The following is a 22,957-nucleotide window of genomic DNA, read 5'->3' on the forward strand; positions in this document are numbered from 1 at the left end:
TAATCATAGACGGAATTGTTCGCCTAGATAAACTTGTTTAACTTGTTCGTTATTGAGAACATCTTCAGGAGTTCCCTCAGCGATCAGGTGTCCTTGGCTTACGATGTAAGCTTTTTCACATACGTCTAAGGTTTCACGAACGTTGTGGTCAGTAATCAAAACGCCCAAGCCGCGATCGCGCAGGTGAACAATGATTTTCTTGATATCGATAACCGAGATCGGGTCAACACCAGCGAACGGTTCATCCAATAGAATAAACTGCGGGTTTGCTGCTAGTGCACGAGCAATCTCAACACGACGACGCTCACCACCCGACAGAGCCATACCATTACTGGTGCGGATATGTTGAATGTGGAACTCTTCTAGAAGGTCTTCTAGCTTATCTTGACGCTGTTCGTTGGTCATCTCATCACGGGTTTGTAAAACCGCCATGATGTTGTTCTCAACAGACAACTTGCGGAAAATCGATGCTTCTTGAGGTAGGTATCCGATACCAAGGCGAGATCGACTGTGCATTGGCAAGATACTGATGTCTCGGTCATCAATGCTGATGGTGCCTTCATCACGAGCAACCAGACCAACTATCATATAGAACGACGTGGTTTTACCTGCGCCGTTCGGTCCAAGCAGACCGACGATCTGGCCTGACTCCACCTGCAAGCTAACGTCGGTTACTACCTTACGTTTGCTGTATGTTTTCGCTAGGTTTTTTGCTTTTAGAACAGCCATCGTTACTTATTCACTTCCGTTGGTTGTAAAACCGTTGACACACGTTTGTTCTCACCACTGTCAGCGACTAATTTCTGAGAGCCGATCTGGTAAGTGATCTTAGAACCACGAATGATGCTGCCATCTTGAGATAGCATTGCATTCTTGGTCATGATCAATCGGTCAGCAACAAGCTGGTAATGTAAATCGTCAGCTTCACCGTAGAGTGTTTTCCCGTCGTCAGTAAGCTGAGAGAAGGTTGCTGGCTTACCGAAACCTTGAATTTCTTCAATCTCACCGTTTACGGCATTACGGGTAACAATGATCTTATCGGCATTGATGTTGATGCTACCTTGCTTAAGGTTTACATCACCAAGGAACGTCACTTGATTACTTTTCATATCCAGTTGCTGGCTGTCTGAGTCAATGTAGACAGGCTGCTCGCTATCCGAAGAAAGGGCATAGACATTAGGTGCCGCAAGGGTCAAAGCGAATAAACTAAGGTGTAAGAGTTTCATATCTACCTTGAACAGAATTAAAGAGAGTTGCATTGTTGGTACCGAAGTTACCTTTCATTGCTTGCCCCTCAGTTTCAAAAAATGTACCGATCATATGGACCGGAGTCTCTGAATAAAAATCTCGGCTAGTTAGCTCAACAACCATTTCATCTGTGGTCATCGTATCGAAGCTTGCTTCGGGTAACAGGTTCTTGGCCACTACGTTGTCATAAAAAGTGACAACTTGATTCTCATCCATAATCGCGCGATCGGCGGTAACTTGCCATTCAATTGTGTGTCCTTCTCGAAATACCGAAAGAACTGGATTTTGAAAGTGCGTGTCGCCCACCACTGAGTAGTGTTCTAAATAGGTCGATTCAACCTGATAGCTACGGATACCTGATTGGTCATAGCTAATGTTGTTTAGACTTTTGCCACTAAACGCGGGCAACTCCAAATTTGGAGCTACTTGTATCGTCGATGTTTGCTCTTTGTCGTATAGATAATAGGTCGACCAAGAGGCAATAAATATGAGTATTAAATAGATAATACGAGTAAAACTCATATGCTTAAACCTTTATGCACGTCGAGTTCATTTCTTGCTTGTAAAATAAGGTCGCACACTTCACGTACCGCGCCATGACCACCGTGAATGGTTGTTACGTAATTTGCTCGCTGTGCAAGTAGTGGGTGACCATCTGCTACACATACCTTCAAGCCAACTTTTTCCATTACAGGCCAATCAATCAGATCGTCTCCGATGTAACCCGTATTTTCAGGATTTACAGAAAGCTTATCGCAAATATCTTGGTATGCTTTAACTTTATCGTCCTGACCTTGGTAAATCAGCTTAATGCCCAAAGCCGTCATTCTATTTTCAACAATCTGAGATTTACGGCCAGTGATGATCGCGATTTCAATACCTGCGTTCATCAGTGATTTAATACCGTAACCGTCACGAGTGTGGAACGTTTTTAGCTCTTCACCATTGTTACCCATGTAGATGCGGCCATCAGAAAAGACGCCGTCTACATCGCAAATTAGGAGTTTGATCTCTTTTGCTACTGCGAACACATCAGAATCTACTGTGCCGTATAGGGTTTCGACTGTCTGTGTCATTACATTACTCCTGCTTTCAGTAAGTCATGCATGTTTAAGGCTCCAACCAATTTACCTTCTTGGCACAACATCAGGCCATTGATGCTTTTAGCTTGCATCAAGTTTAGTCCCTCTACCGCAAGCATGTTTGGTTCTGCTACCGTTGGGTTAAGTGTCATCACATCGCCGATCTGAGTGTTATGGATATCAACGCGTTTGTCTAAGATGCGGCGTAAATCACCATCGGTAAAAATACCGGCCATTTGACCATCTGCACCAACGATGGCTGTCATGCCTAGGCCTTTCTGAGATATTTCTAGTAGAGCGTCTCTTACTAGTGCATCTGGTGCTACAACAGGAAGTGCATCGCCTGTGTGCATGATGTCGTCAAGTTTTAACAACAATTGACGACCTAAAGCGCCACCAGGGTGAGACAGTGCAAAATCTTGAGCAGTAAAGCCTCGCGCTTGTAAAAGTGCGACGGCTAATGCATCACCCATAACCAAAGTCGCCGTGGTACTGGTGGTTGGTGCTAAGCCCAGTGGACACGCCTCTTCCGGTACTGAAATTTGTAAATGGATATCAGACAAGGTCGCCATGTTTGATAAGGGCTTACCCGTCATGCTGATGATCTTTATGTTCAGACGCTTTAATACTGGGAACAGGCTAAGGATTTCTCCTGATTCCCCAGAGTTGGATATCGCAATTACTATATCGCCAGGTTCAATCATGCCTAAGTCACCATGTGCCGCTTCACCTGGGTGTACAAAGAAAGCCGATGTGCCGGTACTTGCAAGAGTTGCCGCGATTTTGTTACCAATGTGGCCTGATTTCCCCATGCCCATCACAACGACTTTACCTTTGTTGTTCAGGATAAGGTCGCAAGCCTTGCAAAAATCATCATTAAAATATTGGTCTAATTGGGTGAGACCTGCAACTTCGGTGTCCAAAACTTGTTTTGCAACACTGCGGTAATCAAATGGCTGAGACATCAAATACTCCAAGTACGAGAAGTTAAATTAACAATTAAGCCGACATATTCATTAGTAGGTAACTTTGATAGGCCACGAACGTCACGATTAACACACCGCCTTCAATACGATTCACGCTACGAGACTTCCCTAGAGCCATGACTACAAGCAGTAGCGAGACGCCTAGCATTACCCAGAAGTCACGGCCCATAACAAACTCGCTCAAGATTGAAGGGTTTAGGATGCCCGGGATCCCCATTACCGCAAGGATGTTGAATACGTTTGAACCGATGAGGTTACCAACGGCCATATCATCTTCACCTTTCATCACACCAGCAAGCGACGCTGCAAGTTCAGGTAAACTAGTACCAACGGCAATGATGGTTAAACCAATCACTAGATCACTCATGCCGAAATATTTCGCGATGATCACCGCGTTATCAACCAGCATGTCGGCGGCCAAAGGCAGAATGATCAAACCAATCACGACCCACATCGCGGCTTTAGGATTACTTACACCTTGAGGAATTTCGGATTCTTGTTCATCCAGGAAGGCATCGCCGTTTTTCTTCTCACTGCGGCTGATTTGCAGCATGGCAAACAAGAACGCGGCAAAAAGTACAAACAGTAATACACCTTCATAGAATCCTAAGTGGTTATCCCAAAGGATTGCGCCTGCTAATAAAGTGACACCAATCATTAATGGTAGTTCACGGCGAATGACGCCAGAGCTAATCGATAACGGCTTGATAAGTGCTGTAATACCTAAAATCAGGGCGATGTTTGCGATATTTGAGCCGATCACGTTACCTACGGCGGTATCTGTTTTGCCGTCAAGGGCTGCAGTCGCAGAAACCATCATTTCAGGAGCTGAAGAACCCATTGCTAAGATCGTCATACCGATAACTAGTGGTGAGATACCGAAGTTGCGAGCAAGAGCCGCGGCGCCGTAGACCAGCTTATCTGCGCTCCACACCAAAAAACCTAGACCGATAATAAGAAACGCAATCGCTTCAAGCATGATGATTCCTAAAAAATTAATAAAAAACGAAGAATTAACCGCTAATTTTGACCTGTTGCTAGGTAAAAGGGAAGTCACTCGGCAAATTAATTACCAGTTAGTCGGTAAGAAAAAGAGCTGAATAGATAATTTTCTAATGCTTTCAAATCCCTGCATAGATTCATGTTTAATATGAATTAATTGAACAGTGCTTTTAATTCTAAAGTAGACTCATTATTATTGCAGCCATAATTGGCGTTTTTTAAAGCAAGGAAACAACAAAAATATGTTGAACACTGAGCTTGTGAAAGTTAAGAACCTTAGCTTCTCTCGAGGAGAGCGATTTATCTTTGATGATATTAGCTTGGAGGTGCCTCGAGGAAAGATTACTGCGATCATGGGACCGTCTGGGATTGGCAAAACAACCTTGCTGCGTTTGATTGGTGGCCAATTGCCGCCAGATGAAGGTGAAGTCTGGTTTGATGGGGATAATATCCCTGCATTATCACGCCGAAAGCTATATCAGGCCCGTAAAAAAATGAGCATGCTTTTTCAGTCTGGTGCACTTTTTACGGATCTCAATGTTTTTGATAATGTGGCTTTTCCATTAAGGGAACATACCGAACTCAATGAGAAGTTTATTCGTACCATCGTATTGCTTAAGCTTGAAGCAGTAGGGTTACGAGGGGCTGCAGAGTTAATGCCGAGTGAGTTGTCTGGCGGTATGGCGAGACGAGCGGCGTTGGCTCGTGCTATTGCGTTGGATCCGGAGCTTATTATGTATGATGAGCCTTTTGTTGGCCAAGACCCTATCACCATGGGTGTGTTGGTCGAACTCATCCATAATCTTAACCAAGCCTTGGGTTTAACCTCCGTCATTGTGTCGCATGATGTTCCTGAAGTGATGAGCATTGCCGATTGGGTTTATCTGATGGCTGATGGGAAAATCATTGCAGCAGGTTCACCTGAAGATCTGTACAGCAACAGCGATCCACGAGTGCAGCAATTCTTGCAAGGTGAAGCTGATGGTCCGGTGCCATTTAGATTCCCAGCAAAGAGCCTAGAAGAGGATTTGTTTTAATATGATTGCTAAAACTATTGCGGGTGTCGGTAGACGCACACTTGCGATTTGCGAGTCATTTGGTCGAGCAAGCCTGATGTTATTCGGGGCTTTGTTTGGCATTCCGAGACTAAAAAACTTCCCTTTATTAGTTAAGCAACTTTATAGCGTTGGTGTTCAGTCATTAGCTATCATTTTAGTTTCGGGGTTGTTTATTGGCATGGTACTTAGCCTGCAGGGTTATGTCGTGTTAATTGATTACGGCGCTGAGGGGAACCTTGGTCAAATGGTTGCACTTTCATTGTTACGAGAGCTGGGGCCTGTGGTAACTGCTTTACTATTTGCAGGTCGTGCGGGCTCAGCGTTAACGGCTGAAATTGGCTTAATGAAAGCAACGGAGCAGATCTCTAGCCTTGAGATGATGGCTGTCGATCCTATCAAACGTATTATTGCGCCGCGTCTTTGGGCGGGGCTTATTTCAATGCCACTGCTCGCTATGATCTTTATGGCGGTCGGGATTTGGGGCGCTCAGTTAGTTGGTGTTGATTGGAAAGGTATTGATCACGGCAGTTTCTGGTCTGCGATGCAGTCTTCAGTTGAACTTGGCCGAGATATTGGTAACAGCATGATCAAATGTATGGTCTTCGCTATCACCGTAACTTGGATCGCACTTTTCAATGGTTATGATGCAGTACCGACCTCTGAAGGTATTAGTCAGGCTACCACACGCACTGTAGTGCACTCTTCTCTAGCGGTATTAGGGCTAGATTTTGTTCTTACCGCATTGATGTTTGGGAATTAATCATGCAACAAACTCGAAAATTAGAATTATGGGTCGGCACCTTTGTTATTGCCGGAATTTGCGCAATTTTAATCATGATCTTTCAAGTCGCTGACGTAAAAGGCATAGGTTCGAATCATACTTATAACCTGAAAGCGACATTTGATAACATTGGTAGCCTAAAAGTTCGCTCTCCGGTGAAAGTGGGTGGTGTGGTTGTTGGCCGAGTGCAAAGTATTCAACTTGATACTGAAAGCTATCTCCCTATGGTTGAATTATCTATTGATGCGAAGTACTCACAATTTCCAGATACCTCTAGTGCTCAAATCTTAACGTCTGGCTTAATCGGTGAGCAGTACATCAGTCTGGTTCCAGGATTTGTTTTTGACGACGAAGAGATGTTGGTTGATGGTGATTCCATCGAAGACACTAAGTCTGCGTTAGTGTTAGAAGACTTGATTGGCCAAGTGTTGTATAGCGTTGGTGGCTCTGATGAAAACGAAGCTGAGGAGTAGTCTCATGTTAAAAAACAGTATCCTGTTGAAGAACTATAACATGCTTAAAGTGAGTGCCATCTTGAAAAGATGGTTTATGACAATGGTTACTTTGCTGATGTCGACTCAGGTTTTTGCGGCCGAGCCTATCGACCGCACCCAGCCTTACCAAATGATGAAACAGGTCGCTGAAGTTGCCTTTGATCGCTTAAAGAGTGAACAAAAAAATATCCAGCAAGATCCTGAATTATTGAAGGTCATTGTGGAAGAAGAGTTAATGCCCTATGTGAATGCTCAATATGCGGCGCTTAAACTACTCGGGCCTAATTTGAAAGGTGCGGATAGAAAAGATGTGTTTGTATTTATCGATTCATTCCGTAAATATCTCGTTTCTTCTTATGCTCAGGTGCTGACCCAATACACAGATCAAACGATTGAATTTGGTCCAGAACCCAAAATCAAATCGGATAGCCGTATTACAAGTATCAAAGTCGATATTATTGATACACCACGACCAAATATTAAGCTTGAATTTAAGCTACGCAAAGACAAGAAATCGGGCGAGTGGAAGGCATTTGATATGGTTGCTGAGGGTATTAGCCTACTATCCAGTAAGCAGTCAGAGTGGAATACTAAGATTCGTCAAGAAGGTATCTTACAGGTGGCTGCTGAATTAGAGAAATTGGCTGCACAACCGATTCGTTTTGAGAGTAGCAAATAATGAGTCACTCTCAATGGCAAACGCTAAGTTCTAGAGAGTATCAGCTTCATGGCGATTTGGACCGTGACAGTGTTCCTGCAATCTGGCGTATATTGGAAAAGTGGCAAACGACGGAATCGAGCGTTGAAATTGACCTTAGCCATATAAATCGAGTCGATTCAGCAGGAATGGTGATGCTAATTCACTTATTAGAGCATGCAAAAAATCAAAACTGTCATATAATGCTCAGTTTCGTGCCAGAACAATTACGAACGTTGTTCCAATTGAGCAATATCCAGCCAATGATGGCAGAACACACAAAAAATTAGGCAGGAGCTATTTGTGGACAGCACAAAAGTACAAGAATTATTAGCAGAGGCACTGAACCTTCAGGAGATTTTCGTGAAGGGTGAAGGCAGTCATTACGAAGTTGTTGCGGTTGATGCATGTTTTGATGGCATGAATCGAGTTAAGAAGCAGCAGCTAATCTACGGCCCATTAATGGAATACATTCAACGCAATGACATCCATGCTCTTTCTATTAAGGCTTTCACGCCGGAAGAGTGGGAACGTGATAAGAAACTGATGTCACTTTAAGGTTTATGATGGAAAAGTTTCGAGTTATTGGATCAGACAAGCCGTTAAGCGGTGAAGTGACGATCTCAGGCGCAAAGAATGCAGCGCTACCTATTTTATTCGCATCAATCCTTGCTGAAGAGCCAGTTGAAGTGAGTAATGTCCCCCACCTACGTGACATTGATACGACGATGGAATTACTTAAACGCTTAGGCGCGAAAGTATCACGCAACGGTAGTGTTCATGTTGATGGCAGCGAAATCAATGAGTTTTGTGCGCCTTACGATTTGGTAAAAACAATGCGTGCTTCTATCTGGGCTTTAGGTCCTCTAGTGGCTCGTTTTGGTGAAGGGCAAGTGTCACTTCCTGGTGGCTGTGCGATTGGTGCTCGACCTGTTGATCTACATATCCATGGCCTAGAACAACTAGGTGCGACCATTACATTGGAAGATGGTTATGTGAAAGCAAGTGTTGATGGCCGTTTGAAAGGCGCGCACATCGTGATGGATAAAGTAAGCGTTGGCGCTACGATTACTATCATGTGTGCAGCAACACTAGCGGAAGGAACTACAGTATTAGACAACTCTGCGCGTGAGCCTGAGATTGTTGATACTGCTGACTTCCTAAACAAACTGGGTGCTAAGATTTCTGGCGCCGGTACTGACACGATTACTATCGAAGGCGTTGAACGTCTTGGTGGTGGTCAACACTCTGTGGTTGCTGACCGTATCGAAACGGGTACCTTCCTTGTTGCTGCGGCAGTGTCTGGCGGTAAAGTGGTTTGTCGCAATACCAACGCTCATCTTCTTGAAGCTGCCTTAGCGAAGCTTGAAGAAGCGGGTGCGAAGGTTGAAACGGGCGAAGACTGGATCAGCCTTGATATGACAGGTCGTGAGCTGAAAGCGGTGAAAATCGTCACAGCACCACACCCTGGTTTCCCAACCGACATGCAAGCACAGTTTACGCTGCTAAACATGATGGCAAAAGGCAGTGGTGTGATTACAGAAACGATCTTCGAAAATCGCTTTATGCACATTCCTGAGTTACAACGAATGGGCGCAAAAGCTGAGATTGAAGGTAACACGGCTATCTGTGGTGAAACAGAGAAATTGAGCGGCGCTCAAGTCATGGCTACGGATCTTCGTGCATCTGCGAGCCTTGTTATTGCTGGTTGTATTGCTCAAGGTGAAACCATCGTTGACCGTATTTATCACATCGATCGTGGCTACGATAAGATTGAAGATAAGCTGTCAGCTTTAGGTGCTAACATCACACGATTTCATGAGCCTAACTAACTTAGGTTAGTGTCTTCATGAGTAAATAAGATAAAAACACAAAAGTCGGAACCTTGGTTTCGGCTTTTTTATAGTTGTATTTACCGTAAATGACTCTGTTACTATTCTCTGTTAGCAGATAAACGAATGTTACGGTTGGTGAGGAACAAAATGATAGCAATCTTACGTATTTTCGCTTTAGCGATATTTGCGATTCTTATGTTTGTATTTGGGTGTGGCTACTGTTTATTAAGCCCCCGTAACCCGAAACACGTATTTACTTTTGGCCGTTACTTTGGACGTATGTCAAGAGTCTTTGGTATGAAGCTGGAGCTGCGTATCCCGGAAGATGCATACTCTCGCGGGCAGCATGTTTATGTGGCCAACCACCAAAACAGCTGGGACCTATTCACGATTTCATCCGCGGTAACACCTAAAGTTGTCACCGTGGGTAAGAAAAGCTTAGCTTGGATGCCTCTATTTGGTCAGCTTTACTGGTTGACGGGCAACATTCTGATCGACCGTGCGAACCGCAGCAAAGCAGTGGGTACGATTGATCAAGTGGTTAATAGCCTAAAAGGCAGCGATGTGTCGGTATGGATGTTTCCTGAAGGAACTCGTTCTCGTGGCCGCGGCCTGTTGCCGTTTAAGACGGGCGCTTTCCATGCTGCGATTGGTGCTGGCTTGCCTATTATTCCTATCGTGTGTAGCTCTACGGGTGACGTGAAGTTGAACCGCTGGAATAATGGTCACGTGATTGTTGAGATGTTGCCACCTATCAGCACTGAAGGTTACAGCAAGTCGAATGTTCGTGAACTGGCTAACCTAGCTCGTGAGCAGATGGCTACTAAGCTTGAAGAGTTAGACAAAGAAGTGGTTGAGCTTAATAAAAAGTAATTATCTAAGCGAAGCGATGAACAATAAAAAGGTTGCCATCTAGGCAACCTTTTTTGTATCTCATCAACGCTTAGTTCTACGTTAAGCCGACAACTAAATAGAGCGAAATCTATTTGCGAACCGCAATAGCTTCGATTTCGATACCTACATCTTTTGGTAGACGAGCGACTTCTACACATGAACGTGCTGGGTAGTTTGCAACGCCGTGCTCATCAAAGAATTTACCGTAAACTTCGTTTACTGTGCCGAAGTCGTTTAGGTCTTTAACGAATACCGTTAGTTTTACGATGTCTTTTACAGTCAGGCCTGAAGCTTCAACAACCGCTTGAACGTTGTCTAGAGATTGGCGAGCTTGCTCTGCGATGTCAGCAGATACTTCACCAGTGGCTGGGTTTACTGGGATTTGACCAGAAGTCAGAACCATGTTTCCAAGGTCAACACCTTGTACGTATGGGCCGATTGCAGCTGGAGCTGATTCTGTGTGAAGTACTTTAGTCATTAGTTATTCCATCAGTTATTAGATAAAAATTGATTTTCAGTGTGCCTTCAAACTTAGGCTAGGTAAAGCGCAAAATACCCCGCACAGGCGAGGTATTTGATAGTTTTTGCGTTCGATCGGTGTTGCCGTATCGTGTCACCTTTCTGTCACGATTTCGCGAGAGAAAACTTTTTCACAGTACTTACATCTTAATCGAATATCTTCTTTCTTTTCAAAGATCTTAAAGCTGCTTTCAACAGGCTCGTTGTGGGTAATACAGTTGGTGTTTGGGCACTCAAATACGTTGTTGATTTGCTCTGGAAGTTCTAATGCCAGCTTTTTAACGACTGCGTAATTTTCGATCTGGTTAACGGTTGCGTGAGGCGCGTAAAGTGCCAACTTGCTTGCTTGTTCTTCCGTAATAAACACATTTTCAATTTTGAGCAGGTCTTTTCCACCTAGCGCAGAAGATGGCAGGTTTAGGCCAATCGTTACTCGCTGATTTGAGTTATGCATGTCGAACAGTTTTAGTACCTTGATCCCGATGTTAGCTGGGATATGGTCGATAACCGTTCCGTTTTTGATTGCTTCAACTTTTAATTGAGTCTCTTTAGACATGATATCTCTCCTCTACAGTGTTTCGTTAAGAACAAGGGCTAGCAGTGCTTCACGTGCGTAAACACCGTTCTCTGCTTGCTGGAAGTAGTACGCGTAAGGTGTTTTATCGACATCGACAGTAATTTCATCAACACGAGGAAGAGGGTGAAGAACCTTTAGGTTATCACGTGCATTTTCCAACATCGGAGCAGTCAGGATGTACGCTGATTTGATGTGCGCGTATTCCGATTCATCAAAGCGCTCTTTTTGAACTCGAGTCATATACAGAACATCCAGCTCTGGAATCACATCTTCCATGTCTGTCAGCAGTTGGTACTTGATACCCGCTTCATCAAGTTCTTCACAAATATAGTCTGGCATCGCCAACGCTTCTGGCGCCACAAAGTAGAAACAGATGTTGTCGAATTTCGCTAGTGCTTGAGTCAGCGAGTGAACCGTACGACCGTACTTAAGGTCCCCAACAAATGCCACGTTTAGGTTATCTAGGCGGCCTTGTGTTTCAGCGATAGAGAACAGGTCTAATAGCGTTTGTGTTGGGTGTTGGTTTGCTCCGTCACCTGCGTTAATAACAGGCACACCGTTTGAGAACTCAGAAGCCAGACGCGCTGCGCCTTCTTGAGGGTGGCGCATTACGTAAGCATCAACGTATGAAGAGATAACCTGTACTGAGTCTGCTAGCGTTTCGCCTTTCTTCGCCAGTGAAGTGTTACCACCACTGTCGAAACCAATCACATCACCGCCGATGCGTTGAATAGCCGTTTCAAAAGAGAGGCGAGTTCGCGTTGAAGGCTCGAAGAAGCAGCTGGCAACAACTTTGTTCTTGATGAGTTCTGGGTTTGGTTCAGCTTTAAGTTGACCTGCCGTTTGAACAATTAATTCTAGCTCTTCACGAGAAAGCTCTGGAATTGAGATGATGTGCTTTTGATAGAGCGAATTCGCCATGATCTTCTTCCCCACAATAATGTATTAGCCATAAAAAAGCCCCCCATAATGGGAGGCTTTAAAAAAGTGCTGAAAAGCAGAATAGACGACCTGTTAAGCATCTTAGCTTGTGAGCAATATTAGGTGTTTTCACAATTTTATTATGTGTTTTCACAATATTGGTTGGCGTCATTTTCACTACTCTCAGACAAATTGCCGAGAATTATACGCTTTCAAATTGTGAGCGCAAGCGATTACATCAAGCTTTGTTTACTTTCATTCTTCGTTATTGACCTAAGGTTGCCACCATTACGGCCTTGATGGTGTGCATGCGATTCTCTGCTTCATCAAACACAATAGAGTAATCAGATTCAAACACTTCGTCTGTTACTTCCAAACCGTTCATTCCATATTTGTCTGCGACTTGCTGGCCGATCACGGTTTCATTGTTGTGGAAAGCAGGCAGGCAATGCATGAACTTCACTTGAGGGTTACCAGTCAACTTAATGACATCCATATTCACTTGGTAAGGCGTCATTACAGCCACGCGTTCGTCCCAAGCTTCAGGTGCTTCACCCATTGAAACCCAAACATCGGTGTAAAGAAAATCACAATCTTTCACGCCTTCAGTTACGTCTTCAGTTAGCGTGATTTTTGCACCAGTGTTTTGTGCAATGGCTTGGCACTCTTCGACAAGTTGTTCTTCTGGCCAAAAGGCTTTTGGCGCGACAAGGCGGATATCCATGCCCATTTTCGCGGCACCCACTAACAGAGAGTTCCCCATGTTGTTACGTGCATCACCAAGGTAAGCAAAGCTGATTTGGTGCAGATGTTTACCACGACCATGCTCAAGCATAGTGAGGAAGTCAGCCAAGATCTGGGTTGGATGAAATTCATCGGTTAGACCATTCCAAACCGGCACACCAGCGTATGCGCCTAGATCTTCGACAATGCTCTGGCCAAAACCGCGATATTCAATACCATCGTACATACGACCTAGTACACGAGCCGTATCTTTCATTGATTCTTTCTGACCAATCTGAGAACCAGAAGGACCCAAATAAGAGACTTGAGCACCTTGATCAAAGGCGGCGACTTCAAAAGCGCATCGAGTTCGAGTTGATGCTTTTTCAAAGATCAAAGCGATGTTTTTGCCGTTAAGCTTTTTCTGCTCTGTACCTGCATACTTAGCTTTTTTTAGGTCAGCAGACAGATCGAGTAAAAACTGAATCTCTTTAGGAGTAAAGTCGAGAAGTTTTAGAAAGTTACGATTGCGAAGATTAAAGGCCATCTCTCGCTCCTTGGGTATATAGAATCAATGAAGAACTCAGTTAAACATAAAAATGCTGTATTTGTGAATACTTATTTTATTTTTTTAATAAAAAAGGCCAGTAAAATAATACTGGCCTAGATACGCTATTGTTTCCGATTAGCTGAGCTATTTGACTTAGATACCGTCTCTTTCGATAGGACAACTCATACAACGAGCGCCACCACGACCACGACCGAGTTCGTTGCCCGGAATTGTCAGAACTTCGATACCGGCTTTGTCGTACTTCTCGTTGGTGTAAACATTGCGTTCATAACCGATAACGGTACCCGGTTTCACCGTTAGTACGTTGTTAGCGTCATTCCACTGTTCACGCTCAGCTTCGTAGTTGTCACCACCCGTGGTTATAATCTTCAGTTGATCGAGTCCTAATGCACCTTCAATAGCAGAAAGGTAGTTGTCAGCCTTTTCTACACGCATCTCGCCATTTTCTTTTGGCGTTAAGCGCCAGGTGTCTAGGTCTTTGCGAACAATTTCTGGGTAGACTGAGAACGTGTCGATATCCATATGAGTCATTACCGTATCAAGGTGCATGCAAGAGCGGTGCTTTGGTAAATCAATCGCAATGACTTCTTTCGCTTGACCGGATTTGAATAAACTTGCCGCTAGGTTTTCGACACCCTGTGGTTTAGTTCGCTCTGAAATACCGATAAGTACGGCGCCTTTACCAATAACTAGGACATCGCCGCCTTCAATATTGGCGTTGTCGTAATGAAGATCTTCATCACCGAAATACTTAATAAAATCTTGGCCAGCGAAGACAGGGTGCCAGCGATATATTGCTCGCAAGTGATTCGTTTCTCGTTGACGAGCTGGCATCATCATCGGGTTAAGAGAGACGCCTCCATAAACCCAACATGAGGTATCTCGTGTAAATAGATGGTTAGGGAGCGGTTCGATAACGAAATCGAGTGGTCGATGCATCTTCGGTAGCATTGAAGATGATTTGATAGGAAGCTCTGAGTAGGCTAAACCACCAAGTAGGAGCGTGGCCAAGTGCTCATTGTCCATTTGAGCAAGGTACTCTCTTAACTCACGTGCGAATGTAGGGCCGTAACGGAAATCAGAGATTTGAGTATTAAGCAGCCATTCACGAGCTTGAGTCACTGCGAGTGTCTCAACTAATAGGTCATGCAGTAACAGCACTTCAACGTCTTGGTCACGCAGTGTTTCTGCAAAGGCATCATGCTCTTCACCAGCAGCTTCAACGGCAAGTACATCATCAAATAGAAGTTCGTGACAGTTTGAAGGGGTGAGGTGGGTGAGTGCTCTTTCAGGTCTATTTAGGAGAACTCGTCTTAATTGACCGACTTCGGAGCCAACGTACAGCTTACTCATTTTGCATCCTTACTATTAATCCAGCTTCTATTTATGACAAGCTTGATCGTAATATGCAAGTTTTGAAGATTGTGTAAAGGCTGTGTTGTTCTGATATTTTTGGGTTTAAATTCTGAGTTATTTAAGTTTGTTGGTATTAAAATCCAATCGAAAGGCTTAATTCTGGAACAAACTTTTTGCGGTTCTATGCTTAAATTTTAGTTATTCGATGATCCACTATGCTTGGTGAACATGATTTTCCATTCAAAAAATATGCAGTTATTTACTTTTTTATGAGGTTTTATGCATCAGTCAAGTGATCGTCAGTATGCATTTGATATGACTAACCACTCAATTCTTGAAGACTAAGACTAAAAGTAACAATAAAAATGAAATGCTAAAACACACGACGGTTAATAAAATGTTGAAAATTTGTTTATGTGATTTTGATTTCACTTTTGAATCGATATCGCCTTTGCTATCTCGCGATAAACTTACCTTTCTAAGCCTGATCTAGGTGGCTTTTCTAGACGATCCGTGCCATATTTCGTGGCAATCAAATTTGATCTTTTCATAGTCAACACTCTGGAGCAGACACATGTCTCACGAAGATGAATATCTATCAGTAGCGGAATTAATTGAATTTCAAAAGGAAGAGACTCGCGACATCATTACAGCATTAATTGAAGATGGTAGCGATCCTGAAGCTCTATACGATATTGAGCATCACCTATTCGCTGAAGATTTCGACGTACTTGAGAAAGCGGTTGTTGAAGCATTCAAAATAGGCTTTGAAGTGCTTGAAGCTGAAGAGACAGAAGACGAAGATGGTAAGAAGCTACTTTGTTGTGATGCAACGATGCAGTGTACTCTGAATGCAGAAGCGATTGATGAGCAAGTTGAAAAGCTTGTGAATCTTGCAGAAAAATTTGACATTATCTATGACGGTTGGGGCACTTACTACGAAGGTGCAGATGCTATCTACCCTGAAGAAGATGATGAAGGCGAAGAGTAATTCTTTCCCAATTTTAAAAGAATGCCAGCGACTAGCTGGCATTTTTTTGTCCTCAGAAAAATGAATGTCTTTATATGCATTCATTCATTATAATGCGGTCAAAATTGATCTAGCTCAAGGAATGACATGCAGCTACCTCTCGATGGTTTTTGGCAAATTTCGCCACTGACGGATCTCTCAATCCCACAAGATGACATTACCTTTCCTGCTCCGTTAAGCTCTAAACTCCCTGATCACTTGAGTGAAGAGGAAATCGCAGAGCAAGAGTGGCACCTGATGCATGACATCGAAGTGGATGATGCCATGTTGGCGTGCTCATTTGTTGAGCTAGTTGTCGCAGGCGTTGATTACTTTGCAGAAGTACGACTCAATGGCGTTGCCGTGTTTGACTGTGATGGTAGCGAAGCTGAATATCGTAAAGACATTCGCCCTTATATGCAGCTTGGTCGCAATCGTTTTGAGATCCTTTTCCTTGAAGAAGAGGAGAGCCTGTTACTTGAAGAGGATATGGATGACTCTGTATCTTCAGCAGCCGTTACTAAATCAGATTCACGTATTGGGATTTGGCACGTACCGTATTTGCAGTTTGTTCGTAATGTGAAGCTTGAACAAGTCGTCACCGAGCAAATCTGGCACCACGGTGGTGGTTGTGAGTTTAAAGTGGATGTTATTTATCGGACATTAAAAGCAGGGCTAGTCTCTGCATCAATCAAATTCAACGGTATGACATTAGTCATGCCAATAGATGTACGAGCTGAGCATACTGGTGTGGTATTTCAGGTTGAAGCTCCGGTCCTTTTTGATCTTGATGACCCCAACCCTAAGCATTTGTATCAATTAGAAGTTGAATTGGATGGACAGAAAGAGAGCTCTTTTGTTGCCTTGAATCCAGCCTCTTGCGTGAGTAATTTTTTGCGTAACTAGTGTTTCTTCAATTAGCCTGTTACGCAATGCATCAATTCGTGTACTGGCTTCTCATCAATGAACTGCCGACGCTAACCCTATTTCAAAAACACATTATAGCGTTTTGGCCATGACCACTTCACAAGCGTCATGGCCTGTTTCTCCCCAAGCTGAATCAAGGTGATCAAAGCCCAGTTTTTCGTAAAGTTTAACGGCGGCATTAAGGCATTCGGTCGTTTCTAGATACATATGTTGATAACCCAGAGCTTTAGCTTTCTCCATCGACATATTAACCAACTTCTTCGCTAAGCCTTTGCCTCTGGTTTCTGGCAAGAAGTACATCTTTTGCAGTTCACAGACTTCTGGCATACCGGCTAATGGTGCAAACCCGCCACCACCGACCACCTTTCCATCAAGCTCAATCACCCAATATTGCGATCTTCCATTGTTATAAACACTGAACATGTCTTCTAAGGTGGGATCCGCCACACCATAACCTTTGTCTTCGGTTAACCCGTTTTCATAAGAGACTTGGCGAATCACATTGGCAACTTCGGTGTTGTCGTGCTGTTTTAGGGGGCGAACCTCCACATTACTTGAGGCGTGGCTTTGTTGCAGTGCTTTTAGATATTGCTCTATTCCGCCTGCGACTTGTTGAGTTTCCGTTTCGGTTAAACGTTCGAGTACCGAATCGTAAAATTGATTTTGTTGCTGGTGTAGCTTGGTCAGTGTCTCAAGACCTTGGGGGGTTAATGAGGCAACAACACTGCGCTTATCATTGGGGTGTTGTGAGGTTTGAATCAGTGAGTTCTTTACTAGATTATTGACTGCTCTACTGGCGTTAGATTTATCGATATTGAGCTTATCCGCCAGTTGATTCACGGTTAATGGCTGCAGTTCTAACTCGATAAGCGTATGGGCTTGAATTGGAGGTAGGGCAATATCACCACAATCTTTGTCGAGCATTCCAAGGTGTCGAACGAGCTGACGTGATAATTCTCTAAGTTGTGCAGAAGTCATGTTACCTCCTCAGTATGATTTTAATACATATAATGTAATTGCGACTCGCAACCATGTCAATAAGCTATGTCACTGGACTACGTCAATAAGTAATGGTCATTTCGTTTATTGCTAACCTTTGGAGGAGTTATTTGAGGGGGAGGGTTTTCTTTAGGTCATAAAAAAGCCGATGTTTTCACACCGGCTTTCAATTGGTACTTAATCACTCAACTGAGCATTGAAGATTATAGAGCTGCGATGGTCATTTTTTGCTCTTCAAGCTTAACAAGAGTCTCTTGGTAGCCTTCTAGCTTTTCACGCTCTTTCGCGATAACCGCTTCTGGTGCTTTAGCAACGAAACCTTCGTTACCTAGCTTACCTTCGATACGATTAATCTCACCGTGAGTCTTAGCAACTTCTTTATCTAGACGAGCAAGCTCTGCATCTTTGTCGATAAGACCTGCCATTGGGATCATTAGCTCAGATTTGCCAACCAGTTTGGTTGCGCAAGCAGGAGTCTCTTTATCATCAGCTAGAACTTTAATGTCGTCTAGTTTAGCCAGAGAGTTAAGAACGATCTTGTTCGCTTCGATACGAGCAGCGTCTTTCTCATCAGCTACTTTGATCATTACTTCTAAGCCTTGGCTTGGTGCAATGTCGTATTCCGCACGTAGGTTACGGATCGCGGTGATGAAAGTCTTAACCCATTCGATGTCTTCTACGATCTCAGCATTGAAGTTATCTTCGTTAAACTGAGGAAGCGCTTGAGTCATAATTGTCTCGCCTTCAACACCATCTACTAACGGCTTAACGCTCTGCCAAATAGATTCAGTGATGTAAGGAAGAACAGGGTGAGCAAGACGGAGAGTCTTCTCAAGAACCGTGATAAGCGTGTAACGAGTCGCTTGTTGTTGAGCTTCAGACCCTTTCCAAAGAACCGGTTTAGTGAGCTCTAGGTACCAGTCACAGAATTGGTTCCAGATGAATTCGTAAAGCGTGTTTGCCGCCATGTCTAGACGGTAGTTGTCTAGGTGAGCGTTAAACTCTTTCGCTGTAACTTCAAACTGAGATTCAATCCACTTATCGGCTAGAGAGAATTCCATGTTTGCACGGTCTTCAACAGACAGTGACATGCCACAATCGTGTTCTTCTGTATTCATCAGTACGTAACGGCTTGCGTTCCATAGCTTGTTACAGAAGTTACGGTAACCTTCAAGACGCTTCATGTCCCAGTTGATGTCACGGCCTGTTGAAGCCATAGCAGCAAGAGTGAAACGCAGTGCGTCAGTACCGTGTGGTTCGATACCGTTTTCGAAAGTCTTACGTGTATTTTTCTCGATTTTAGCGGCTAGTTTAGGTTGCATCATGTTGCCACAACGCTTCTCTACTAGCTCTTCAAGGCCGATGCCGTCAATCATGTCGATAGGGTCAAGTACGTTACCCTTCGACTTAGACATCTTGTCGCCGTTTTCATCACGGATAAGACCTGTCATGTAAACGGTTTTGAAAGGTACTTGAGCTTTGCCATCTTCATCTTTCACGAAGTGCATGGTCATCATGATCATACGAGCAACCCAGAAGAAGATAATATCAAAACCAGATACTAGCACTTCAGATGGGTGGAATGTTTTCAGCGCTTCAGTATCTTCAGGCCAGCCTTGTGTGCCGAACGTCCAAAGTGCAGAAGAGAACCAAGTGTCTAGTACGTCGTCGTCTTGCTTAAGTACAACAACAGGCGCTAGGTTGTTCTTTTCACGAACTTCTTCTTCAGTGCGACCTACGTAAACTTTACCATCGTTGTCGTACCATGCTGGGATACGGTGGCCCCACCAAAGTTGACGAGAGATACACCAGTCTTGCACGTCACGCATCCACGCGAAGTACATGTTTTCGTACTGCTTAGGCACGAACTGGATTTGACCATCTTCAACGGCTTTAACTGCAGGCTCAGCAAGAGGTGCTGTGCGTACGTACCATTGGTCAGTCAGCATTGGTTCGATAACGACACCACCACGGTCGCCGTAAGGCACGGTTAGGTCGTGATCTTTGATCTCTTCAAGAAGACCAAGTTCTTCGAATTCAGCAACAATAGCTTTACGAGCAGCAAAGCGCTCCATGCCTTGGTATTTAGCAGGGATATCTGTTGAGTAAACATCGCTTTCTTCGCCGTTGGTTGTGAATATTTCAGCAGCATCACGGATATCAGCGTTGAACGTTAGGATGTTGATCATTGGTAGATTGTTGCGCTTACCCACTTCGTAATCGTTAAAGTCGTGAGCTGGTGTGATCTTCACACAACCAGTACCTTTTTCCATGTCTGCGTGCTCATCGCCTACGATAGGGATAAGACGGTTAACAACAGGAAGCAGGATCTCTTTACCGATAAGATCTTTGTAACGTGGATCTTCTGGGTTTACGGCTACGCCAGTATCACCAAGCATGGTTTCTGGACGCGTAGTTGCAACAACAATGTAGTCTTTGCCATCAGCCGTTTTAACACCGTTCGCTAGCGGGTAGCGGAAGTGCCACATGAAACCTTTTTTGTCTTTGTTTTCAACTTCAAGATCCGAAATTGCAGTGTGCAGTTTAGGATCCCAGTTTACTAGACGCTTACCACGGTAGATTAGGTCTTCTTCGTACAGACGAACAAACACTTCTTGAGTTGCAGCCGATAGGCCGTCATCCATAGTGAATCGCTCACGATCCCAGTCTACAGATGCACCAAGACGACGAAGTTGTTGAGTGATCGTGCCACCTGATTCGCCTTTCCATTCCCAGATCTTGTCGATGAAAGCTTCACGGCCGTAGTCGTGTTTTGTCTTGCCTTCTTCAGCAGCAATCTTACGCTCAACAACCATTTGAGTTGCGATACCAGCGTGGTCAGTACCTACTTGCCAAAGCGTGTTTTTGCCTTTCATACGTTGAGCACGGATAAGCGTATCCATGATCGTATCTTGGAACGCGTGACCCATGTGTAGGCTGCCAGTGACGTTCGGTGGCGGGATCATGATGCTGTAAGCTTCTTTTGATGTGTCACCGTGTGGCTTGAAGTAGCCTTTCTCTTCCCAAGTCTGATACAGAGCTTGTTCGATTGATGTTGGGTTGTATGTCTTTTCCATAGTGCTCTTAAACGGATACTGTGAATGGTTAATCGTGGTCAAACTTCATAAGTGAAGCTTCTTGAGTTTAAAGTCAAAGAGAGCTTTAACTATGAGGTTTGACTATGGATGTTGAATCTCGATAGTTTGTAGCTGATATCCAGCCTGACGGTAAATTTTATACCTTTCTCTAGCGAGTTGCTTAGCTTTTTCTTCGCAAGGAACGAAGTCTATCACTTGAGCAAAGGCGTTCGCAAAGGTTGTATGATTATCGGCCAGATTAATTATCAGCTGACGATTCCAATTGTGTTTTACACCTTGGTAGCCGATTTCAATGTTGGTTGAATATTTCGGACCTTCGCCAACTAAGTTATGTGCCATAAATTCACTGGGTTCGACTTGCCAGAAAACCTCTGCGATACGCTCGGCATGTTCTTTATCATTACAGTTGAGATAAAGTTTAGCGCCTTGTTTCGCAAAGTGCTGAACAAGAAACAGTACATAGTGAGCAAAACCCTCTTCGCTGGCTTGCGGGCTACCTGATGACACTATGTAAAACGTAGCTGTCTGCATACTTTATACTCGAACTGAAAATCGTGGCTATCAATCTTACTCGGTCAACTGACTCTAATAAATAGCGCTTATTAAAAAAGGGCCCGTAGGCCCTTTTCATTATTTTGAAGATTGCTCTTCAGTCTCATGGCCGCTGCGGTTCAATAAGAATTGGACTAGCATTGAGACAGGACGACCTGTCGAGCCTTTTGCTGCTCCAGATTTCCAAGCTGTACCTGCGATATCCAGGTGAGCCCAGTGGTATTTCTTAGTGAACTTAGACAGGAAGCAACCAGCAGTAATCGTACCGCCAGGGCGGCCGCCGATGTTCGCCATATCAGCAAATGGGCTGTTTAGCTGCTCATGGTATTCGTCTGCCATTGGTAGGCGCCATGCACGGTCACTTGCTTGCTCAGAAGCATTCACAAGTTCGTGAGACAGTGGGTTGTGGTTTGATAGAACGCCACTGATGTGGTGACCTAAAGCAATAACACACGCGCCGGTTAGCGTTGCAACGTCAACCACACATTCTGGTTCAAAGCGCTCAACGTAAGTTAGTGCATCACACAGAACCAAACGACCTTCAGCATCAGTATTTAGAACTTCAACGGTTTGGCCTGACATCGTTGTTAGGATGTCACCTGGGCGATAAGCATTGCTACCAGGCATATTTTCACAGCCTGCTAGAATACCAACAACGTTGATTGGCAAGTTCAGTTTCGCCAATGCTTTCATTGTTCCGAATACAGACGCTGCACCACACATGTCGTATTTCATCTCATCCATGCCTTCGCCTGGCTTAAGTGAGATGCCGCCTGAATCGAACGTAAGGCCTTTACCAACAAGTACAATCGGCTTTGCATCTGAATCAGGTGCGCCTTTGTACTCCATGATAGACATCATAGATTCGTTCTTAGAGCCACGACCTACCGCTAGGTAAGAAGTCATGCCTAGTTTTTCCATCTCTTCTTCACCGATGATCTTAGTCGTTACGGTTTCGAAGTCGTCAGCTAGGCGACGAGCTTGAGAGGCAAGGTATGCTGGGTTAGCAATGTTTGGTGGCATGTTGCCAAGGTCTTTAGATGCTTTCACACCGGAAGCAATAGCAAGACCGTGAGAGATCGCTTTTTCACCAAGGCTTAGCTCGCGACGTGTTGGTACGTTGAACACCAATTTACGTAGCGGACGACGAGTCTCTGGCTTGTTGCTCTTGAATTGGTCGAATGTGTAAAGACCATCTTTAGTCGCCTCAACCGCTTGGCGAACTTTCCAGTAAGTGTCGCGGCCTTTAACGTGAAGTTCTGTAAGGAAACATACTGCTTCCATAGAGCCTGTTTCGTTTAGTGTGCTGATGGTTTTTTGGATGATTTCTTTGTATTGACGCTCGCCTAGCTCACGTTCTTTACCACAGCCTACCAGTAGAACACGTTCTGAAAGTACACCAGGTACTTGATGCAGTAGTAGCATCTGGCCAGGTTTACCCTCTAGGTCACCGCGACGAAGCAGTGAACTAATATAGCCATCGCTAATCTTATCTAATTGCTCGGCTACTGGAGAAAGGCGGCGCGGTTCGAATACACCGACAACGATACATGCGCTGCGCTGTTTCTCTGGGCTGCCACTTTTTACACTGAACTCCATGCGTACTCCTACATCCTGAAGACAAATCA

At 44.3% G+C, this 22,957-nt stretch carries 25 protein-coding genes; 10 read left to right on the forward strand and 15 right to left on the reverse strand.

Annotated features, from left to right (window positions below):
* Positions 1–3: 3 nt before the first annotated feature.
* The 6 genes from lptB to OCT63_RS05460 are packed head-to-tail and all read right to left on the reverse strand — an operon-like array spanning position 4 to position 4,295.
* Complete coding sequence (gene lptB, locus OCT63_RS05435) at positions 4–729, reverse strand: LPS export ABC transporter ATP-binding protein (protein WP_004735304.1); 726 nt, start codon at positions 727–729, stop codon at positions 4–6.
* 2 nt (positions 730–731) lie between these two features.
* On the reverse strand, positions 732–1,226 hold the full coding sequence (lptA, locus tag OCT63_RS05440) for a lipopolysaccharide transport periplasmic protein LptA (RefSeq protein ID WP_017055326.1): 495 nt from the start codon (positions 1,224–1,226) through the stop codon (positions 732–734).
* Positions 1,207–1,770 carry an LPS export ABC transporter periplasmic protein LptC gene (gene lptC / locus OCT63_RS05445; RefSeq protein ID WP_060468677.1) on the reverse strand — a complete coding sequence of 188 codons (564 nt, stop codon included), beginning with the start codon at positions 1,768–1,770 and terminating at the stop codon, positions 1,207–1,209. The genes lptA and lptC overlap by 20 nt, the downstream gene beginning before the upstream one ends.
* A complete protein-coding gene (gene kdsC / locus OCT63_RS05450; RefSeq protein ID WP_060468676.1) occupies positions 1,767–2,324 on the reverse strand; it encodes a 3-deoxy-manno-octulosonate-8-phosphatase KdsC in 558 nt (185 codons plus the stop codon). Before kdsC ends, lptC begins: the two co-directional genes overlap by 4 nt.
* Positions 2,324–3,295, reverse strand: a complete 972-nt coding sequence (kdsD, locus tag OCT63_RS05455; protein ID WP_161687909.1) for an arabinose-5-phosphate isomerase KdsD — start codon at positions 3,293–3,295, stop codon at positions 2,324–2,326. Before kdsD ends, kdsC begins: the two co-directional genes overlap by 1 nt.
* Positions 3,296–3,329: 34 nt before the next feature.
* On the reverse strand, positions 3,330–4,295 hold the full coding sequence (locus tag OCT63_RS05460) for a calcium/sodium antiporter (RefSeq protein ID WP_060468674.1): 966 nt from the start codon (positions 4,293–4,295) through the stop codon (positions 3,330–3,332).
* Between the two features lie 265 nt (positions 4,296–4,560).
* On the opposite strand from OCT63_RS05460, the gene mlaF reads away from it, so the two are divergent.
* The 8 genes from mlaF to OCT63_RS05500 all read left to right on the forward strand — a co-directional run bounded on the left by mlaF (position 4,561) and on the right by OCT63_RS05500 (position 10,056).
* On the forward strand, positions 4,561–5,355 hold the full coding sequence (mlaF, locus tag OCT63_RS05465; protein WP_161687911.1) for a phospholipid ABC transporter ATP-binding protein MlaF: 795 nt from the start codon (positions 4,561–4,563) through the stop codon (positions 5,353–5,355).
* 1 nt (position 5,356) lies between these two features.
* Complete coding sequence (mlaE, locus tag OCT63_RS05470) at positions 5,357–6,136, forward strand: lipid asymmetry maintenance ABC transporter permease subunit MlaE (protein WP_060468672.1); 780 nt, start codon at positions 5,357–5,359, stop codon at positions 6,134–6,136.
* Between the two features lie 2 nt (positions 6,137–6,138).
* Positions 6,139–6,630: an outer membrane lipid asymmetry maintenance protein MlaD gene (gene mlaD / locus OCT63_RS05475; protein WP_017055318.1), complete on the forward strand. Its 492-nt coding sequence runs from the start codon at positions 6,139–6,141 to the stop codon at positions 6,628–6,630.
* Between the two features lie 76 nt (positions 6,631–6,706).
* Positions 6,707–7,330, forward strand: coding sequence for an MlaC/ttg2D family ABC transporter substrate-binding protein (locus OCT63_RS05480; protein ID WP_237668692.1), 624 nt, complete (start codon positions 6,707–6,709; stop codon positions 7,328–7,330).
* The gene (locus OCT63_RS05485) at positions 7,330–7,638 is read left to right on the forward strand and encodes an STAS domain-containing protein (protein ID WP_060468671.1); all 309 of its coding nucleotides are present in this window, start codon (positions 7,330–7,332) and stop codon (positions 7,636–7,638) included. Before OCT63_RS05480 ends, OCT63_RS05485 begins: the two co-directional genes overlap by 1 nt.
* Before the next feature lie 13 nt (positions 7,639–7,651).
* Positions 7,652–7,906, forward strand: coding sequence for a BolA family iron metabolism protein IbaG (ibaG, locus tag OCT63_RS05490; protein WP_010435028.1), 255 nt, complete (start codon positions 7,652–7,654; stop codon positions 7,904–7,906).
* 8 nt (positions 7,907–7,914) lie between these two features.
* A complete protein-coding gene (gene murA, locus OCT63_RS05495; protein ID WP_060468670.1) occupies positions 7,915–9,180 on the forward strand; it encodes a UDP-N-acetylglucosamine 1-carboxyvinyltransferase in 1,266 nt (421 codons plus the stop codon).
* A gap of 150 nt (positions 9,181–9,330) precedes the next feature.
* Entirely contained in the window at positions 9,331–10,056 is a 726-nt protein-coding gene (locus OCT63_RS05500) for a 1-acylglycerol-3-phosphate O-acyltransferase (protein WP_161687913.1), read from the forward strand.
* 109 nt (positions 10,057–10,165) lie between these two features.
* Here OCT63_RS05500 and OCT63_RS05505 read toward each other — a convergent pair whose 3' ends face one another.
* The 5 genes from OCT63_RS05505 to arcA form a co-directional block, all read right to left on the reverse strand.
* Positions 10,166–10,555 carry a RidA family protein gene (locus OCT63_RS05505; RefSeq protein ID WP_004735319.1) on the reverse strand — a complete coding sequence of 130 codons (390 nt, stop codon included), beginning with the start codon at positions 10,553–10,555 and terminating at the stop codon, positions 10,166–10,168.
* 135 nt (positions 10,556–10,690) lie between these two features.
* A complete protein-coding gene (gene pyrI, locus OCT63_RS05510) occupies positions 10,691–11,152 on the reverse strand; it encodes an aspartate carbamoyltransferase regulatory subunit (protein ID WP_161687915.1) in 462 nt (153 codons plus the stop codon).
* A 12-nt stretch (positions 11,153–11,164) separates the two neighbouring features.
* Positions 11,165–12,094 (reverse strand): aspartate carbamoyltransferase, encoded by a 930-nt coding sequence (pyrB, locus tag OCT63_RS05515; protein WP_004735321.1) that lies wholly within the window; start codon positions 12,092–12,094, stop codon positions 11,165–11,167.
* A gap of 265 nt (positions 12,095–12,359) precedes the next feature.
* Entirely contained in the window at positions 12,360–13,364 is a 1,005-nt protein-coding gene (locus OCT63_RS05520) for an ornithine carbamoyltransferase (protein WP_161687917.1), read from the reverse strand.
* Positions 13,365–13,520: 156 nt separating this feature from the next.
* Positions 13,521–14,741: an arginine deiminase gene (gene arcA, locus OCT63_RS05525; protein ID WP_017055309.1), complete on the reverse strand. Its 1,221-nt coding sequence runs from the start codon at positions 14,739–14,741 to the stop codon at positions 13,521–13,523.
* A gap of 577 nt (positions 14,742–15,318) precedes the next feature.
* On the opposite strand from arcA, the gene rraB reads away from it, so the two are divergent.
* Both rraB and OCT63_RS05535 read left to right on the forward strand, forming a co-directional pair.
* Entirely contained in the window at positions 15,319–15,735 is a 417-nt protein-coding gene (gene rraB, locus OCT63_RS05530) for a ribonuclease E inhibitor RraB (RefSeq protein ID WP_269983331.1), read from the forward strand.
* 126 nt (positions 15,736–15,861) lie between these two features.
* A complete protein-coding gene (locus OCT63_RS05535; RefSeq protein ID WP_269983332.1) occupies positions 15,862–16,659 on the forward strand; it encodes a glycosyl hydrolase 2 galactose-binding domain-containing protein in 798 nt (265 codons plus the stop codon).
* Positions 16,660–16,752: 93 nt separating this feature from the next.
* On the opposite strand, the gene OCT63_RS05540 is transcribed toward OCT63_RS05535, so the two are convergent.
* From OCT63_RS05540 to pepA, 4 genes are all read right to left on the reverse strand, one after another.
* On the reverse strand, positions 16,753–17,658 hold the full coding sequence (locus OCT63_RS05540) for a bifunctional helix-turn-helix transcriptional regulator/GNAT family N-acetyltransferase (RefSeq protein WP_269983333.1): 906 nt from the start codon (positions 17,656–17,658) through the stop codon (positions 16,753–16,755).
* Positions 17,659–17,882: 224 nt separating this feature from the next.
* A complete protein-coding gene (locus tag OCT63_RS05545; RefSeq protein ID WP_269983334.1) occupies positions 17,883–20,756 on the reverse strand; it encodes a valine--tRNA ligase in 2,874 nt (957 codons plus the stop codon).
* Positions 20,757–20,858: 102 nt separating this feature from the next.
* Positions 20,859–21,308 carry a DNA polymerase III subunit chi gene (locus OCT63_RS05550; protein ID WP_269983335.1) on the reverse strand — a complete coding sequence of 150 codons (450 nt, stop codon included), beginning with the start codon at positions 21,306–21,308 and terminating at the stop codon, positions 20,859–20,861.
* 99 nt (positions 21,309–21,407) lie between these two features.
* A complete protein-coding gene (pepA, locus tag OCT63_RS05555; protein ID WP_017055301.1) occupies positions 21,408–22,928 on the reverse strand; it encodes a leucyl aminopeptidase in 1,521 nt (506 codons plus the stop codon).
* Positions 22,929–22,957 lie beyond the last annotated feature (29 nt).

Origin of the sequence: Vibrio sp. RW, assembly GCF_027587105.1 — a bacterium.
In the GTDB taxonomy this organism is placed as follows: Bacteria; Pseudomonadota; Gammaproteobacteria; order Enterobacterales; family Vibrionaceae; genus Vibrio; species Vibrio toranzoniae.

Coding starts and splice junctions, on each gene's coding strand:
- lptB (WP_004735304.1), bottom strand. CDS start 729: ATGGCTGTTCTAAAAGCAAAAAACCTAGCGAAAACATACAGCAAACGT.
- lptA (WP_017055326.1), bottom strand. CDS start 1,226: ATGAAACTCTTACACCTTAGTTTATTCGCTTTGACCCTTGCGGCACCT.
- lptC (WP_060468677.1), bottom strand. CDS start 1,770: ATGAGTTTTACTCGTATTATCTATTTAATACTCATATTTATTGCCTCT.
- kdsC (WP_060468676.1), bottom strand. CDS start 2,324: ATGACACAGACAGTCGAAACCCTATACGGCACAGTAGATTCTGATGTG.
- kdsD (WP_161687909.1), bottom strand. CDS start 3,295: ATGTCTCAGCCATTTGATTACCGCAGTGTTGCAAAACAAGTTTTGGAC.
- OCT63_RS05460 (WP_060468674.1), bottom strand. CDS start 4,295: ATGCTTGAAGCGATTGCGTTTCTTATTATCGGTCTAGGTTTTTTGGTG.
- mlaF (WP_161687911.1), top strand. CDS start 4,561: ATGTTGAACACTGAGCTTGTGAAAGTTAAGAACCTTAGCTTCTCTCGA.
- mlaE (WP_060468672.1), top strand. CDS start 5,357: ATGATTGCTAAAACTATTGCGGGTGTCGGTAGACGCACACTTGCGATT.
- mlaD (WP_017055318.1), top strand. CDS start 6,139: ATGCAACAAACTCGAAAATTAGAATTATGGGTCGGCACCTTTGTTATT.
- OCT63_RS05480 (WP_237668692.1), top strand. CDS start 6,707: ATGACAATGGTTACTTTGCTGATGTCGACTCAGGTTTTTGCGGCCGAG.
- OCT63_RS05485 (WP_060468671.1), top strand. CDS start 7,330: ATGAGTCACTCTCAATGGCAAACGCTAAGTTCTAGAGAGTATCAGCTT.
- murA (WP_060468670.1), top strand. CDS start 7,915: ATGGAAAAGTTTCGAGTTATTGGATCAGACAAGCCGTTAAGCGGTGAA.
- OCT63_RS05500 (WP_161687913.1), top strand. CDS start 9,331: ATGATAGCAATCTTACGTATTTTCGCTTTAGCGATATTTGCGATTCTT.
- OCT63_RS05505 (WP_004735319.1), bottom strand. CDS start 10,555: ATGACTAAAGTACTTCACACAGAATCAGCTCCAGCTGCAATCGGCCCA.
- pyrI (WP_161687915.1), bottom strand. CDS start 11,152: ATGTCTAAAGAGACTCAATTAAAAGTTGAAGCAATCAAAAACGGAACG.
- pyrB (WP_004735321.1), bottom strand. CDS start 12,094: ATGGCGAATTCGCTCTATCAAAAGCACATCATCTCAATTCCAGAGCTT.
- OCT63_RS05520 (WP_161687917.1), bottom strand. CDS start 13,364: ATGGCCTTTAATCTTCGCAATCGTAACTTTCTAAAACTTCTCGACTTT.
- arcA (WP_017055309.1), bottom strand. CDS start 14,741: ATGAGTAAGCTGTACGTTGGCTCCGAAGTCGGTCAATTAAGACGAGTT.
- rraB (WP_269983331.1), top strand. CDS start 15,319: ATGTCTCACGAAGATGAATATCTATCAGTAGCGGAATTAATTGAATTT.
- OCT63_RS05535 (WP_269983332.1), top strand. CDS start 15,862: ATGCAGCTACCTCTCGATGGTTTTTGGCAAATTTCGCCACTGACGGAT.
- OCT63_RS05540 (WP_269983333.1), bottom strand. CDS start 17,658: ATGACTTCTGCACAACTTAGAGAATTATCACGTCAGCTCGTTCGACAC.
- OCT63_RS05545 (WP_269983334.1), bottom strand. CDS start 20,756: ATGGAAAAGACATACAACCCAACATCAATCGAACAAGCTCTGTATCAG.
- OCT63_RS05550 (WP_269983335.1), bottom strand. CDS start 21,308: ATGCAGACAGCTACGTTTTACATAGTGTCATCAGGTAGCCCGCAAGCC.
- pepA (WP_017055301.1), bottom strand. CDS start 22,928: ATGGAGTTCAGTGTAAAAAGTGGCAGCCCAGAGAAACAGCGCAGCGCA.